At 70.5% G+C, this 15,541-nt stretch carries 14 protein-coding genes; 8 read left to right on the forward strand and 6 right to left on the reverse strand.

Annotated elements, in window-relative coordinates:
• Positions 1 to 2: 2 nt before the first annotated feature.
• From MED01_RS16485 to MED01_RS16500, 4 genes are read right to left on the reverse strand one after another with little or no spacing between them, the layout of a single operon-like run.
• Positions 3 to 506 (reverse strand): hypothetical protein, encoded by a 504-nt coding sequence (locus MED01_RS16485; RefSeq protein WP_238669450.1) that lies wholly within the window; start codon positions 504 to 506, stop codon positions 3 to 5.
• A complete protein-coding gene (locus MED01_RS16490; protein ID WP_238669451.1) occupies positions 503 to 1,963 on the reverse strand; it encodes an ATP-binding protein in 1,461 nt (486 codons plus the stop codon). The genes MED01_RS16485 and MED01_RS16490 overlap by 4 nt, the downstream gene beginning before the upstream one ends.
• Entirely contained in the window at positions 1,960 to 2,652 is a 693-nt protein-coding gene (locus MED01_RS16495; RefSeq protein ID WP_238669452.1) for a response regulator, read from the reverse strand. The genes MED01_RS16490 and MED01_RS16495 overlap by 4 nt, the downstream gene beginning before the upstream one ends.
• 16 nt (positions 2,653 to 2,668) lie before the next feature.
• On the reverse strand, positions 2,669 to 3,643 hold the full coding sequence (locus tag MED01_RS16500; protein WP_238669453.1) for a phosphatase PAP2 family protein: 975 nt from the start codon (positions 3,641 to 3,643) through the stop codon (positions 2,669 to 2,671).
• Between the two features lie 269 nt (positions 3,644 to 3,912).
• On the opposite strand from MED01_RS16500, the gene MED01_RS16505 reads away from it, so the two are divergent.
• Positions 3,913 to 4,419, forward strand: a complete 507-nt coding sequence (locus MED01_RS16505; RefSeq protein ID WP_238669454.1) for a winged helix-turn-helix domain-containing protein — start codon at positions 3,913 to 3,915, stop codon at positions 4,417 to 4,419.
• 69 nt (positions 4,420 to 4,488) lie between these two features.
• On the opposite strand, the gene MED01_RS16510 is transcribed toward MED01_RS16505, so the two are convergent.
• Positions 4,489 to 8,913, reverse strand: a complete 4,425-nt coding sequence (locus tag MED01_RS16510) for a S8 family serine peptidase (protein WP_238669455.1) — start codon at positions 8,911 to 8,913, stop codon at positions 4,489 to 4,491.
• Positions 8,914 to 9,173: 260 nt separating this feature from the next.
• Between MED01_RS16510 and MED01_RS16515 the strand changes: the two genes are divergently transcribed.
• Together MED01_RS16515 and MED01_RS16520 are read left to right on the forward strand one after the other, a co-directional pair.
• Positions 9,174 to 9,677 carry a winged helix-turn-helix domain-containing protein gene (locus MED01_RS16515; protein ID WP_238669456.1) on the forward strand — a complete coding sequence of 168 codons (504 nt, stop codon included), beginning with the start codon at positions 9,174 to 9,176 and terminating at the stop codon, positions 9,675 to 9,677.
• Positions 9,678 to 9,769: 92 nt separating this feature from the next.
• Positions 9,770 to 10,273, forward strand: coding sequence for a VOC family protein (locus tag MED01_RS16520; RefSeq protein WP_238669457.1), 504 nt, complete (start codon positions 9,770 to 9,772; stop codon positions 10,271 to 10,273).
• A gap of 73 nt (positions 10,274 to 10,346) precedes the next feature.
• Here the strand turns inward: MED01_RS16520 and MED01_RS16525 are convergent, their stop codons facing one another.
• Positions 10,347 to 11,237, reverse strand: coding sequence for an AurF N-oxygenase family protein (locus MED01_RS16525; protein ID WP_238669458.1), 891 nt, complete (start codon positions 11,235 to 11,237; stop codon positions 10,347 to 10,349).
• A gap of 48 nt (positions 11,238 to 11,285) precedes the next feature.
• Here MED01_RS16525 and MED01_RS16530 point away from each other — a divergent pair, with 48 nt between their 5' ends.
• From MED01_RS16530 to MED01_RS16550, 5 genes are read left to right on the forward strand one after another with little or no spacing between them, the layout of a single operon-like run.
• A complete protein-coding gene (locus MED01_RS16530) occupies positions 11,286 to 12,014 on the forward strand; it encodes a TetR family transcriptional regulator (RefSeq protein WP_238669459.1) in 729 nt (242 codons plus the stop codon).
• Positions 12,011 to 12,310 (forward strand): DUF4873 domain-containing protein, encoded by a 300-nt coding sequence (locus MED01_RS16535; RefSeq protein WP_238669460.1) that lies wholly within the window; start codon positions 12,011 to 12,013, stop codon positions 12,308 to 12,310. Before MED01_RS16530 ends, MED01_RS16535 begins: the two co-directional genes overlap by 4 nt.
• Entirely contained in the window at positions 12,311 to 13,804 is a 1,494-nt protein-coding gene (locus MED01_RS16540; protein ID WP_238669461.1) for a flavin-containing monooxygenase, read from the forward strand.
• Complete coding sequence (locus MED01_RS16545; protein WP_238669462.1) at positions 13,794 to 14,666, forward strand: SDR family oxidoreductase; 873 nt, start codon at positions 13,794 to 13,796, stop codon at positions 14,664 to 14,666. The genes MED01_RS16540 and MED01_RS16545 overlap by 11 nt, the downstream gene beginning before the upstream one ends.
• Positions 14,663 to 15,523 carry an alpha/beta fold hydrolase gene (locus MED01_RS16550; protein WP_238669463.1) on the forward strand — a complete coding sequence of 287 codons (861 nt, stop codon included), beginning with the start codon at positions 14,663 to 14,665 and terminating at the stop codon, positions 15,521 to 15,523. The genes MED01_RS16545 and MED01_RS16550 overlap by 4 nt, the downstream gene beginning before the upstream one ends.
• Positions 15,524 to 15,541 lie beyond the last annotated feature (18 nt).

A 15,541-nucleotide genomic window follows, 5' to 3' on the forward strand; every position in this document is an offset into this window, starting at 1 on the left:
GGTCACCTGATCGGGCACGCCCGGGGCCCTCGGGCGCCGTCCGACCCGACGATGGTGACAGTGGTGGCGGTGTTCGCCGCGCTGACCTGCGCCGCGGCAGCGACGCTCGTGCAGATGATCTGGTCGACCGCGCGCGCTGACAACGCCTGCGCCGCGATGTTCGCCCGCACCGTGAGGTCACCGGACCGACCGGCTCCGGCCGTCACGGTGACCGGGTCGAGGCCAGCCGGAACGTCGCTGGTGAAACCCTGGGCGCGTTCGTTCTCCTGCGGACCGGCCGCGAGCAGCGAGAGCGCGGCGGTGGGCGACGGGTCCGCGTTGACCGGGCGGAGGACCAGCACCAGTTCGCCCTGCGCGAGCAGGTAGAGCCACGTGCCCTGGGCGGGGCCGCTGATCGGGGGGCGACCGGTGATGACCCCGCTGGGTCGTACCCCACAGCCCGCCGCGACCAGCGTCAGCAGCAGGCCGCTGGCGAGCAGCGCGCGGCCCGTCCGTCGGCCGGTCACCGGGCACCTCCGGTGTCCACCGTTTCGCGGGGCAGGCGGAGGGTGAACACCGCGCCGCCGTGGTGGCCGTTGCCCGCTACGAGACTCCCCCGTCGATCGCCGTCACGGTGCAGGCGCGCGTTCTCCCAGGAGATGGCGAGACCGAGGCCGCTGCCCTCGGAGCGGGTTCGCGCGGTGTCGGCCTTGTAGAGGCGGTCGAAGACGTGTGGCAACACCTCCGGATCCAGTCCGGGTCCCCGGTCGGCCACCTCGATGGTGACCCAGTCCTGGTCGGCGCTGAGCCGTACCGACACCGGCTCGGCACCGTGCCGGAAGGCGTTGCCGACCAGGTTGGCGACGATGACGTCCAGTCGGCGGGGGTCGAGTCGAGCCACGATGCCGGGTGCCAACTCCGTTCGTACCCGGTCCAGCCAGCCGCGGATGCGCAGGGTCGCGGTCACCGCCGCGGCCACGTCCACGTCGTCCAGGGCGAGCCGCGCGGTGCCGGAGTCGAACCTGCTGATCTCGATGAGGTCGTTGACCAGTTGGGTGAGGTTCTGCGTCTCCTGGCTGACCAGCCGGGCGGCCCGGCCCGCGTCCCCGGGCAGGTGTTCCGCCTCCTCGTCGAGCACGTCGGTGACCGCCGTCATCGCGGCCAGCGGAGTCCGGAGTTCGTGCGAGACGTCGGCCACGAAGCGGCGGGCGTCGGATTCCAGTCGCCGCAGCTCGCCTACCTGCCGCTCCAGCGTGCCCGCGGTGTCGTTGAAGGTCCGTGCCACATCCGCCAACTCGTCGGCGCCCCGGATCGTCAACCGGGTGCTCAGGTCGCCCTCACCGAGGCGGCGCGCCGCCTGGCTGAGGTCGCGGACGGGCCGCAGGACTCCGCGGGCGGACAGCAGGGCCAGCAGGACGGCGAGGAGCAGGGACAACCCGCCGGTCAGCCATGCCCTGCTGGCGAGTTGGTCGATGCTCTGCTGCTCGGGCACGAGACTGCGCACCGAGTAGACCTCCACCCCGGACGGGCGGGACGTGCCGTCCGGGCTGTCCAGCGCCAACTGGGTACCGATGAGCAGCGCGGGTTCTCCGGCGAGCGAGACACGTTGCCAGGCGATGCGACCGTCACGGACCTCCTGCCGCAGCTCGGGGGTGAGCGGGTCGGCGAGTTTGGAGCCGCTCTGTGTCCGCATGTCCCGGTAGACGACCACCGCGAAGCTTTCCCGGTCGCTGAGGCGCTGGGCCAACAGTTCGAGGTCGTCCTGGGTCGGCGGAAGCTGGACGATCGGGTAGACCTTGGTGAGCTGGTCGGTCAGCGACGTCACAGCGGCGTCCTGCGCCTGTTGGAGGATGACGGTCCGAGCCTGGAAGTAGCTGCCACTGGCCACCGCCACCGTCGTGGTCACGCCCAGCAGCGCGAAGGCCAGGACGAGTCGGACCCGCAGACCCGAGACCCACGCGCCGACCCGGCGCCACAGTGTCACAGCGGCCCGAACCGGTATCCGAAACCACGCACTGTCTGGATGTAGAGCGGTGCCGACGAATCGGCCTCGATCTTGGCGCGTACCCGCTGGACGCAGGCGTCCACGAGTCGCGAGTCGCCCAGATACCCGTGCTCCCACACGGCCTCCAGCAGCTGCTGGCGGCTGAGCACCTGGCCCGGCGTGTGCGAGAGTTCGAGCAGCAGCCGCAGCTCCGTCGGGGCGAGGCTGACCGGCGTTCCGTCCTTGCTGACCACCAGCGCGGCCCGGTCGATGGTCAACGCACCGTGCTGTTCCAGGCCGGTCCGGTCGCCGCCTCGCCGCGAGTCGCCACCGGTCCGCCGCAGCACCGCGCGGATGCGCGCCTCCAGCACCCGGGCCTGCACGGGCTTGACCACGTAGTCGTCGGCGCCGGCCTCCAGGCCGGCCACCACGTCCATGTCGTCGTTGCGGGCGGTGAGCATGATGATCGGCAGGTCGCCGAGCTGCCGGATCCGACGGCAGACCTCGAACCCGTCCATCCCGGGCAGCATGAGATCGAGGACCACGACATCGGACGGGGTCGTGCGCAGCCGTTCCAACCCCTGCTCACCGGTGCCCACGGCATGCACTGTGTGGCCCTGTCGGGTGAGCGCCAACTGCAGTCCGTCGCGCACCGTCTGGTGGTCTTCGATCAACAGCACCTGGGACATGTCGTCAAGTATCCCATCATGAGATGTTTCGGGTTCCCGTCGACGGCGGCGGCGCGGGGCTCCGCGCGGGAACCCGAACCGCGAACTCCGTCGAACGCACCAGGAACACGACAGCGCCCACCAGGAACATCGTCGACGCGGCGGCGGCCACGATGGCGATCAACAAGCCCCGCTGCACCGACGCGGCCAGACCGGGCACGACCACCAGCAGCGCCCAGACCAGCCCGACAAGCCCGACTCCCGCCTCGGCCAGCCTGCGCCAGAGGCTGCCGCCGTCCGAACCGCCGGTCGTGTCGCCGTCGCCGGACCAGGCCGCCAACGCGGCCGCGCCCAGGCAGAACACCGTCACCCCCAGCAGTACGCCACCGAGCACGTCGCTGAACCGGTGCCAGCCCGCGATCATCGTGGCGGAGGCGATCACCGACACCCCCACAGCGCCCGGCGCCGCCAGCCAGCGCCGGGCCCACCCGGGCAGGACCAGCATGAACGCCAGCAGCAGTGCGGTCGCCGCAGCGACGTGACCGCTGGGGAAGCTGTTGTGGGTGGTGGAGCTCAGAACCTGCAGATCCGGGCGGGGCAGCTCCGATTTCACGGCGCCGGCCAGCAGCACCGCACAGACGACCATGCCCACACCCACGGCCCCCGCCACCAGCCGCCGGCGCAGCACACCCACCAGCAGCACCACACCGAGCAGAGCCGCGATGAGGCTCGGGCTGCCGAAAGTGGCCAGCACCGTCTTGGCCGGGCCCACCAGCACGGTCTGCTGCTCGTACCCTCCGCCTCGCTCGGCGCGCGGCAGGAGCTCCCCGTCCAGCCACTGCCCGGGGTACGTCCGCACGAAGACGGCGGCGGTGAGGGTCAGGGCAACCAGAGCGCACAGCGCCGCCGCGAGCAGCCGCAGGCCCAGTGGAACCGCCGCGCGGGCGTGGGGCAGCGGTCGCGCCGGACCGGGCGTCGATCGCCCTACGAGGTACAACGATCCGATGGACATGGCGACCATGCTCGCTTCGCCAGGTCCGTACCCCGTCCTCGGATTGTCTTGGTTCTGTCACAACCACCCCCACCGCCTCCGGAAAGCGGATCGTCGGCGGTGGGACCGGGTGGACCTGGACGGCGCGATGGGATTCACATGCTTCCATGCAACTATGTTTTACCCAGCCGAGATCAGCCACCACTAGGGTCAGGACGCCGATCGATGTTTCGGTCGGCGGTACGAAAAATCCATCCGGAGTGAGTTGGGGAACCGGAAGGTGTTGGCACATGCAGGAAATCCCAGTGGCCAGCCTGGTCATCGGCATCGCATCCTCGCCGGCCGAGCGGCGACATCTGGCCCGGCTGCTCGGCGGCAGTGACGCCTTCCTGATCGTCTCGACAGTCGACCAGGCACGAGAGTTCCTCGGGGTGGTCGAGGCGCCTACCGCCCCGGCTCCCCCGACCCGGGTGGCGCTCGCCGAGGTGGCGCCGAGCCCACAGCCACCGCCACCGGATCTGGCCGTCGACTCCGACCGCCGGGTGCTGCGCTGGCGCGACCAGGAGATCGACCTGACCCGACTGGAGCACGACGTCCTGCTCTGCCTGGTGCACGCGCCCGGTCAGGTCTGGACCTACGAGCGCCTGCACCTCGAGGTCTGGGGCAACCGGCACCTCGGCCGGGGCTCCGACATGCACTCGGTGATCCGCCGGGTGCGCGGCAAGCTCGCCAGTCTCAACGCCGCGGCGACGATCCACTCGGTACGCGGCGTCGGCTTCCGGCTCGCTCCCGTCTGAATCACCCCCGGGCGCGGTCCGGCCCGCCTGGTCGGGGACCAGGCGGGCCGGACCTTATCGGCTAGTGCGTCAGCACCTGATGGGTGCCAAACCGAAGTTCTCCACGGTCGGAGTGGCGGTGTCGATCCGGGTCTGACGGGTCTGCGGCTTCCAGCCGTCCTTGGCCACGATCATGGTGAGCGGGTTGTTGCGGCGGTCCACCCAGTAGGCGTACCTGCCCTCGGCGTCGGTGGCGAAGGTGTACGAGGCCGCCCACGAGTCGACCTGTACGACAGCACCGGTGAGCGGCGCTGTCGCACCCTGGCAGCTGGTGCCGGTGACCGTACCCATGAGCTTGCCCCAGGTCTTCGGGGGGTTCGCGGTCATGGTCACCGCGACCGGCGCCACCGAGTACGGGGTGTTCTCGGAGATCGCGACGGCGCCGGAGTAGGTGCCCGGCTGGTCCACGTTCGCCGTCAGCCCGACGGTGACAGTGACCTTCGCGCCCGGTGCGAGGGTGACCGCCGACTTGTCGATGGTCATCCAGCTGACGTCGGCCGCCGACTCGGAGCAACCCTCGAAGCCTGGGAGCACCTCGCTGTCCGGAGCCGCGTTGAAGTTGCCGGACGAGCCGCCGATCTTGTAGAAGCCGCACGCCGCGCCGCCGCGGTACCGCGCGGTGTTCGAGTTGGGCAGGTTGGACCACGACCCGGCGGCCGGGTCGAAGGCGAAGCCGGCGTTGCTGATGGCCCCACCCTGCGAGCCACCGACGACGAGGAGCTTGCCGCTGGCGACCGCGTACGAGCTGGCCCAGTTGTCGGTCGGCGCGTCGGCGATGGCGGTCCAGGTGTTGGCACCCGGGTCGAAGGCGTAGCTGGACTTCTGCGCGGCGGACCCGTCATTGCCGCCGGTGCAGTAGAGGACGCCGTCGATCCCGCCGCAGGAGGCGAAGGCCACCGACTTCGGGTAGTTGGCCAGCGTCTCCCACTTGTCACCGGTCGGGTCGTAGCGGACGACGCTGTTCGACATCGGCAGACAGGCCGCCGTCGTGCAGCCACCGACCGCGTACAGCTTGCCGTCGACGACTGCCTGACCGGCCGCGGCCCGCGGTGCTGGGTTGTCGGCCAGCTCGGTCCAGGTGTTGGCCCCCGGGTCGTACGACCAGGTGGCGGAGTCCGGGCCCGCGTCGCCCCAGCCGCCCGTGACAATGATCTTGCCGTTCACCACGCCGGCGGTCACTGCGTTACGCGCGCCGGGAAGGTCGGCGATCGCCGTCCAGGTCTGCGCGGCCGGGTCGTAGGCATAGTTCTTGGTGGTGGAGGCCTCACCGTCGCCGCCACCGAGCGAATACACCTTGCCGTCCAGGTTCACCACCCGGTTGTCCATGATCGTGGCCGGGTAGTTGGCGATGTCGGTCCACGGCGCCGCCTGCGGGCCGGTCGCCGCGGCAGCCGCCTTGGCCTCCTTGCCGGACGCCTTGGCGGCGAACGACGTCGGGACGGTGAGCCGCTGCTCCGGCGCTCCAGCGGACCCGAGCACCTGCTGCCGGGTGACAGTGGAACCGTCCGCCCGCAGGAGCTCGAACCCGTTGTCCCGCTCACCGAACTTGACCTCCACCGGCGCGCCGCCGGTGTTGGTCACCGTGAACGACTTGCTGGTCTTGCCGTTGGGCATCTGGAGCGTCGCGCTCAGCTGCGTCGGCGTCACCGCCAGTCGACCGGCCGCGAGCTGGAAGTTCGCGGTGGTCGCCCAGTCGGCCTCGACGTCGACAGACTTGGTCTGGCTGACGTAGTTGCCGGCGGTCGCCGTGAACGGGTGCTCGCCGGTGAGCGACGAGTAGATCCAGTAGAAGCCGTCGGCCAGCCCCGGGTCGTCCGGGGTCGCCACTGTGACGGCCTTCTCGGCGGGCCGGTCCTTGCTGGTGACGGTCGCGCCGTTGACGTAACTGCCGTCGTTCTTGTCGCGGACGTTGCCGACGACCAGACCACCGTCGACCGGCACGCAGGTGACCTGGCTGCCGATCAGGACGTTGTCGACCTCCCACCACCACTCGTACGAGGCGTCGTAGTAGCGGAAGCGGACCTGCACCTGCGCCTGGCCGGCGGCCTGCGGAATCGGAATCTCGGTCAGCTTCGGTCCCCGGACGTCGGTCTCCTGCCGGAGCACGTTGGTCCAGGTGGCACCGCCGTCGATGCTCAGGTCCACGTCGGCCGTGTCGTCGTTGAGCTGGTTGAAGTCCTGGTTGAACCGGATGACCGGGGCCGTGACGCTGGTCAGGTCGACCACCGGGCTGACCAGGGCGGTGTCCTGGCTGGTGCCCGCTCCGTAGGCGTCGCTGTCGACCATCGCGAAGTTGCCGGTGCCACCGGTCAGGTTGCCCCGGTCTCCGTCGTCGGTGAACTTCCAGACCTGACCGCTGCCCGCGTTGTCCACGACGGTCCAGCCGGCCGGCGTGGTCGTGGCGTCGAAGGTCTCGTACTCACCGTCGGAGCCGGTCGTGTATCCGGGCGCGGTGGTGCAGACGCTGCTGTCCACCGGCACGGCGACGTTGGCGGTGGCGTTGCCCGAGCCGACCACCACCTGCTTGGTGACTGTCTGGTAGCCCGGGTACTGCGGCTCGTACTTCAGGGTGTACGTCTGCCCGGCCGGCAGCTTGATGCTGTAGCGGCCGTTCGACGGGGTGGTGTAGTCGTAGACACCGGACACGCCAGTCACTGTCACCTTCGCGTACAACGGCCAGCCGTGGCCGGAGCCGTCGGTGACCGCTCCGGTGACGTTGACACTCGGCACCGCCGTGAGGGCGACGTTGAGCGTCGTGGTCGCGGCCTTCGCGACCGTTGCCGTTCTGGTGGTGCTGGCGTACCCGAACGCCGCGACGGCGACCTGGTAGTCGCCGATGGGGAGCTGGGTGGAGAACTTGCCGTCGGCACCGGTGGTCAGCTCACGCTCGGACGCGCCGGTGAGCGTCAGTGTCGCGCCGGCGACAGGGGCGCCGGAGGTCGCGTCGGTGACCGTGCCGGCCAGCGTGCCGATGTCGCCGGTCGGGGCGGCGTTGAGCAACGCGAGGGCGTCCAGTCGACCTTCGCCGTAGACGTTGTTGTCGGCGGCGGTGCCACCGCACTGGTCGTCGGCCTTGTCGATCGCGGTGCCGTTGAGCAGCGCGCGGGTGGCGTTGACGTCGCCGACCAGCGACGGCGCCGCCGAGTACAGCAGCGCTATCGCGCCCGCGAGGTGCGGTGCGGCCATCGAGGTGCCGCTGATGCTGCCGTAGGCGCTGCCGGGGATGCTCGACCGGACGTTCACGCCCGGCGCGGAGATGTTGGGCTTGATCTCGCCGTTCTGACCGGCCCCGCGGGAGGAGAAGCCGGCGACGTTGTTGTTGACGTCGTACGCACCGGTCGAGTAGTTGCTGACGAGGCTGCCCGGCGAGCCACTGGTCTGACAGGCCGGCCCGCTGTTGCCGTTGGACCAGGTGCCGAAGATTCCGGACGCGGCCCAGGCGTCCGTCACGTCCTCCATGAACGGCTCGTTGGACGGGTCCTGGGTGCCCCACGAGTTGTTGATGATGTTCGGTCGCTTGCTCGCGTCCGCGTTCTGACCGTTGAGGTCGAGCGGTTCGAGCATCCACTGACCGGATTCGACAAGAGCGGCGTCACTGGGGCAGCAACCGTTCGCCGCGATCCACTTGACCCCGGGGGCGACACCGATCTGGTTCGCGCCGTCGGAGCCGGCCATGGTGCCCATGGTGTGCGTACCGTGGCCATCACCGTCGCAGGGGGCGGTGGCGCAGGCCCCGGTAGCGTTGGCGGCGTTGAACCAGTTGTAGTTGTGGTCGAACGTCCCGTCGCCGTTGTTGCCCCGGTAGGAGTTCACCAGCGCCGGGTGGTTGAACTGCACCCCGGTGTCGATGTTCGCGATGGTGATGCCCTCGCCCTTGACTCCGTACTGGGACCAGACGTCGTCGGCGTTGATGTTGGCGATGCCCCACTCCAGGGCGTTCACCGTCTTCTCGTCGGTGCCCTTGGTCGTCTCCGGCACCTTGTACGCGACCGGGGCGTAGAGGCCCTCGACCTCCGAGTGCCCGGCGAACTTCTGGGCCATCGCCAGCGAACCGCTGTTCACCTTGATGGCGTTGGTGGCCCAGAAGGTCTGGTATCTGGTGCCCGAGCTGTCGAGGTCGGCCCGGATCTTGCCCTGGCTCGCGGCGGCGGTCTTGCGCAGCGCGTCCGCCACCGCCGTGCCACGCTTCGACCAGTCCTTGATGGCGCTGGCCTTGCTGAGGTCCGCCCGGTCCTTGAACCGGATCCAGAAGTCCCCTTCACTCTTGGCCTGGAGCTGCTTGGCGAGCTCCGGTCGGATCTTGTCCCCGGTCGGGGCGCCCGCCCCCATCGCACCGCCCGGCGCGGCCTGCGCGCCGGAGCTGACAGTGGCCAAGCATGTCGCGGCGAGGATCGTCGCCGCGCCGGCGCTCACCAGCGATCTGGCCGCGCGCCGCCATTGTGGACGTCTGAACATCGGTGCTGCCTCCCTCAGAACGACCCAGGGTGTAGTGGGCCATGGTGGACCTCCCCATGCACCGCGCGGGTCACGCCGGTTGCCCGACTGGACACTATGATCGAGAAGAACGGACGATCAAGAACTTGCCGTGAGCAACTTGTCGCTAAGAGTTGCCCTGGCTGGCGGCACGCTTGCCAATCATTGTCAGGACCGTGACGAGAGTTGGGCAGGGATGCCCATCGATCCCGGGTGGTGCGGTGGCCGAGGACGAGGCAACGGTGAACAGGAGTGAGCCGGCCGACGAGCCGTTCCCACTGCTGATCGCGGTGACCCCGTCGCCCGCCGAGCGCATCCGGCTCGCTGAGCTTCTCGACGGCATCGCGCCGCTGCTGCTGGTCGCCGACCTCGACGAGCTGCGCCGGCTGATCGCCGCTCCTCAGCAGGTGGCCGCCCCGTCCGAACCGGCGCCGGTCGCCGCCCTGGTGATCGACTCTGCCCGCTCCAGCGCCCGCTGCGGGGAACGCGAGATCGACCTCACCCGCCTGGAACACGACCTGCTGACCTGCCTGATCACCGAGCCGGCCCGGGTCTGGAGCTACGCCGAGCTGCACCGCTCGGTCTGGGGTGACGAGGGGCGCGAACGCAAGGCGGACGTGCAGTCGCTGGTCAAGCGGCTGCGCCGCAAGCTGCACGACCTGGGCACCGGGGCCACCATCGATGTCGTGCGCGGGGTGGGGCTGCGGCTGACAGATCACCAGCAGGCGCGGGTCGAGCGGGCCTGACAGCCACGTCGCATGAACTGATCTCGCCCTGGGTACGCCAGGAAGATCAGCAACAACACAGGCGACGAAGAGCGCTGGTAAGGAGAGTCAGGATGGCATTCCCCAATCCCTCGACCGTGTCCATCGGGCTGAAGAAGGCCGCGCACGTCGGGATCGCGGTGAGTGACCTCGACCGCTCGGTCGCGTTCTACCAGGCCCTGCTCGGCGCGGAACCGGTCGTTCGGGACGAAAGCATGCACGGCGCGGGGTTCGCGCAGTCACAGGGGTTGCCGACGACGAAGCTGCGGTACGCCACGTTCAACCTCGACAACCTCGGCATCGACCTGATCCAGTTCCAGGAGCCGATCGGCGACGCCGCCCAGGTGGCGGCCAACCGGCCCGGCTCGATGCACCTGTGCTTCCACGTGGACGACGTACGCGCGGTCTACGACCGGATGAGCGAGGCCGGGTTCGAGTTCCTCGGCCAGCCGTACACGTTCGCGTCCGGCGAGGTGGAGCCGCCGGCGGCGGTCGGCACCGCTGTCGCGTACTTCAACGACCCGGACGGGACGAACCTGGAGATCATCGCGCCGAAGGGTGGCTTCGCTCGCAGCTAGTGAGCCCAGACGGGCGGCGTGGGGTCCGGCCGGAGACGGGCCGCCCCATGCCGCTCGGCGCGCGGGGCGACGATCAGATCAGCCCGGCCCGGGCCCAGAGCCGACGCCCCGGCCCCGCCACCAGGCCGACGTCCGCCAGGTTGGCGTGCACCCGCGCCGCCGACCAGCGCAGGGTGGCACGCCAGCGCGGGTTGGCGCGGGCAGCGGCACGACCGACAGCCGGCGGGATGCCCACCGCCGCATACGCGTCGGGATGGACCAGGCGGTTGGCGATCGTGTAGGCGGCACGACCGACCAACAGTCGGGCGTACGCCATGCCCAGCGGGCCGGTGGCCGCGACCGCGGCGGCCAGCTCCTCGCGGGCGAACCGGACATGCCGCGCCTCCTCCACCACGTGGATGCGGGAGACCATCCGGATGAGCGGCTGGAGAGACTCGTCCGCCATGATCTCGCGTTGGAACGCGTCGAGGATCTCCTCCGCGATGAGGATCGCGGCGAACATCCTGGGGCCGCTGGCGGTGGCCTTGAGAAAGCGCCCGAGGTGGTGGTCGGTGGCGCTGGCGCGGTAGACCGGACAACCCATCGCCTCGATCAGCCGGCCGAACATGATGGAGTGCCGGCACTCGTCGGCGACCTCGGTCAACGCGTACTGGGCCTGCCGGCTGGTCGGGTCGGCGCGGTAGTACTCCCGGATCAGCATCTGCATGAGGATCGTCTCGAACCACAGCCCGGCGCTGGCCGCGCTGGCCACCTCGTGTTTGGTCAGCTCGACGCGCTGCTCCTCGCCGAGCTGCTCCCACAGTGGCGTGCCGTAGAGGCTGCTGCGCTGCGGCGGGAGCCAGTAGGCGCCGGGGGTGTGCGGGGCGTCCCAGTCGATCTCGACGGTGGGGTCGTAGCTGGTCCGCAGCGAGGACGTGAGTAGTCGCTCGGCGACCGCCGCACGCTCGGTTTCCGCCGCCTCCATGGTTCCTCCATATTGACGTGACGATCGGTAACTGTTACGAGTAGTAGCATGCAATCGCCGTTCACCGATGTCAATGCGTCCGACCCATCGGCCATCCCTCCCGACGGCAGCCCGAAGGCGAAGGGCAACGGCCGCCGAGACCGCTGGGCAGACCATCGTGAGCAACGACGGCAGGAGCTGGTCGGGGCCGCCATGCAGGCGCTGCTGCGGCACGGGCCGGAGGTCGACATGGAACAGGTGGCCGCCGCCGCTGGCGTCAGCAAACCGGTTCTGTACCGCTACTTCGCCGACAAGTCGCAGCTCTGGGTAGCGGTCAGCGAGGTGGTGGCGGCCCGGATGGTCGACACCATCGCGCCCGCCATCGAACAGGTCCGCGAGGAACGTGGCCTGGTCGAAGCGACGATCGACGCCTACCTGGGCGTGATCGAGTCGGAGCCGAGGCTCTACCGGTTCCTGATGCACCAGTCCGGCGACCCCGGCATCCACCAGGTGATCGCGGGCACCAGCCGGCAGGTGGCCGCCGGGCTCGCCCGGGTGATCGGCGACCGGCTACGCACGCTGGGCCTGGACGCCGGTCCCGCCGAGCCCTGGGCGTACGGCCTGGTGGGTTTCGTGCAGGCGGTCGGCGACTGGTGGACCACACACGGCCAGCCGATCAGCCGGGCGGCCCTCACCGACTACCTGACCACCCTGCTGTGGAGCGGCATCGAGGGAGTGCGGGCCAGCGCCGACCTGCCGCACGAGCTCACCCGCGCCCACGAGCGGATCGTGCCGTGAGCTACCACGGCCCGGCGGGTGTCGAGGGCACCCCGGTCCGGGTGCACCTCAGCGGGCGGTGGGAGCCCGTCGACGGCCGCTTCCACTGGGGCGGACGGATCGAGCCCGAGCCGCGGGTGGCCCACCTGCTGCGCTCCGGCCGGCGCGACGTCGAGGTGCGCATCGCCGACCGCGTTCGGGCGGCCCGACTGGCCGAGGTCGATCCGTGGGGCGGCGTACGCATCACCGGCGTGGGCGATCCGCCCTGGCCGCCCGAGGCCGACCCGCCTGCCGCGCCCGAGCCCACGGAGGAGTGAATGGAAACAGACGTCGCCATCATCGGCGCCGGATTCGGTGGCCTGGGTGCCGCCATCCGCCTACAGCGGGCCGGCTTCACCGACTTTCTCGTCTTCGACAGGGGTGCGGACGTCGGCGGCACCTGGCGGGACAACAGCTACCCGGGCTGCGCCTGTGATGTCCCGTCGCACCTCTACTCGTTCTCCTTCGCCCCCAACCCCGGCTGGTCGAACACCTTCTCCAGTCAGCCGGAGATCTGGGACTACCTGCGGGGCTGCGTCGACCGCTTCGGCATCCGCCCGAAGTTGCGTCTGCGCCACGAGGTGCACGAGGCGAGGTGGGACGACCAGCGCCAACGCTGGCTGTTGCGCACCTCGGGCGGCGACCACAGCGCCCGGGTACTGATCTGTGCCGCCGGCCCGCTCAGCGACCCGGCCATCCCCGACCTGCCCGGGATCGACGAGTTCGCCGGGACGATGTTCCACTCCGCCCGGTGGCGGCACGACCACGACCTGACCGGCCGGCGGGTCGCGGTGATCGGCACCGGCGCCTCGGCGGTCCAGTTCGTGCCACAGATCCAGCCGACTGTCGCGAGGCTGACGCTCTTCCAGCGCAGTCCCGCCTGGATCATGCCGAGGTTGTCGCGCCGGATCAGCGGGGTCGAGCAGGCCGCGTTCCGCACCGTGCCCGGTGCGCAGCGGGCCGCCCGGGCAGGGCTCTATCTGGTCCGCGAAAGCATGGGCCTGGGCTTCCTGCACCCGGCGGTCAACCGCCTCGCCTCGCGCCTGTCAGTGCGTACGCTGCGGCGCCAGGTTCCCGACCCGAACCTGCGCGACAAGCTCACCCCCCGCTACGCGATGGGCTGCAAGCGGGTCCTGATCTCCAACGACTACTGGCCGTCGCTCACCCGACCGAACGTCGACGTGGTCACCGCCGGCATCGCTCGGATCGTGCCGGACGGTCTCGTCACCGACGACGACGTCCACCACCGAGCGGACACGATCATCCTCGGGACCGGGTTCCACGTCACCGACTCCCCCGTCGTCCGGCGCATCCACGGTCGGGGCGGGCGCAGCCTGGGCGACGCGTGGACCCCCAGCATGCACGCGTACCGGGGCACCACCATCGCCGGCTTCCCCAACCTGTTCTTCCTGCTCGGCCCGAACACCGGGCTCGGGCACACCTCGGTGGTGCTGATGATCGAGGCGCAGCTGCATCTGGTGCTCGCGGCCCTGCGTCACATGCGGGCCACTGGCATCCAGGCCATCGAGCCCACCGCGCTGGCGCAACGACGGTGGACCGAGCGGGTCGACAAGAAAATGGCCGGCACCGTCTGGCAGACCGGCTGTTCGAGCTGGTACCTCGACGCCACCGGCCGTAACGCCACCATCTGGCCGGGCTTCGCCACCAGCTTCCGGATGCGGCTGCGCCGGTTCCGCCCGGCCGACTACCAGGTCGCCTCGACCGGCGGCACCCCCAACGAATCGGAGCGGGAGCACGCCGATGCGGTATGACCTGACGGGCAGGACCCTGTTCATCACCGGCGCGGCGCGCGGCATCGGGGCGCAACTGGCCCGTGCGGCCGTCTCCCGTGGAGCCCGGGTCGCCCTCGTCGGGCTGGAAGGCGAGCTGCTCCAGCAGCTGAGCGCCGACCTCGACGCGCACTGGTACGAGTGTGATGTCACCGACCAGGCGGCGCTGGACGCCGCCGTCGCCTCCACTGTGGATCGCTTCGGTGGCATCGACGTGGTCGTGGCCAACGCGGGCATCGCGAACCTGGGCACAGTCGCCGTGGGACCGGTCGACGCGCTGGTCCGTACCGTCGAGGTGAACCTCTGCGGCGCGATCCGCACTGTCAGCGCGGCGCTGCCCCACGTCACCGCCGCCCGTGGTCACGTCCTGATCGTCTCGTCGGCTGCCGCTTTCACGGCGATGCCCGGCATGGCCGCCTACTGCGCGTCCAAGGCGGGTGTGGAGCAGTTCGCCAACGTGCTGCGCCTGGAGACCCGCTCACGCGGCGTCACCGTCGGCACGGCGCATCCGATCTGGACCGACACCGACCTGGTCCGCGACATCCGTGCCGACCTCGCGTCGTTCCGCACCACGCTGCGCCGGCTGCCGTGGCCGCTGTCCGCCGTCGTACCCGTCGAGCAGTGCGTCGAGGCCCTGCTGCACGGCATCGAGCGCCGCAAGCGCACTGTGTACGTGCCCCGGGCGCTCGCCCTGGTGCAGGCGCTGCGGCCGGTGGTGCTGAGCGGCCTCTCGGACGCGTTGATCACCCGTCTCGGCGGCGAAACCATGGTCGGCCAGATGGAAGACGAGGTACGCCAGCTCGGGCGTTCCTTCGGCAGGACCTCGGTGGGAGAGCGGCCATGAGCATTCATTTCCGCCGTGCGGGCAGCGGCGAGCCGCTCGTGCTCATCCACGGCATCGGTCACCGCCATCAGGCGTGGGAGCCGGTGTTCGACCGGTTGACCGCCCACCACGAGGTGATCGCGCTCGACCTGCCCGGCTTCGGGAACTCCCCGGTGCCCGGCACCGGCATGCCCGCCGACATGGCCGCCACGGTGGCCGGGGTCCTGCCGGCGCTGACCGAGTGGGGGCTGGAGCGTCCGCACGTCGCCGGCTACAGCCTCGGCGGGGCGATCGCCCTGGAGCTTGCCGCCACCGGGGCGGTCGCCTCGGCCACCGCCTTCTCCCCCGCCGGCTTCTTCACCCCGGCGGAGCGCCGCCGGGCGCTGGCCATCCTCCGGATGCTGCGGGCCAACTCGTACCTGCCCACGCCGATCATGCGGGTCGCGCTGCGCTCGGCGTACCTGCGGGCGTTGTGCTTCGCGCCGCTGATGGCCCGCCCGACACTGCTGGATGTCGAGCGCGCGCTGGGCGACGCGCTCGCCCTGCGACGCGGGGTCGGCTTCAACGCCGTGGCCCGAGCCGCCCGCGACTATCGCTTCGACTGCCTTCGGCTGTCCGACGCGACGGTGCCGGTGACCATCGGCTGGGGTGACCGCGACCGGATCTTCGGCGTCCACCAGGCCGAGCGGGCCCGCGCGGGCCTGCCGGCGGCGCGGGTGGTGACGCTGCCCCGCTGCGGGCACGTGCCGATGAGCGACGACCCGGACCTGGTCGCCGCGCTCATCCTGGAGACCACCGGCGCCGTGCCCCACACCGAACGACCGGCTCCCTCGGTCTCCGTCCAGGTCACGAGTCAGGAAGATCACTTCACACTTTAAAAACTTGCAGACTCTGCA

The organism is Micromonospora alfalfae (genome assembly GCF_022230925.1).
GTDB lineage: Bacteria > Actinomycetota > Actinomycetes > Mycobacteriales > Micromonosporaceae > Micromonospora > Micromonospora alfalfae.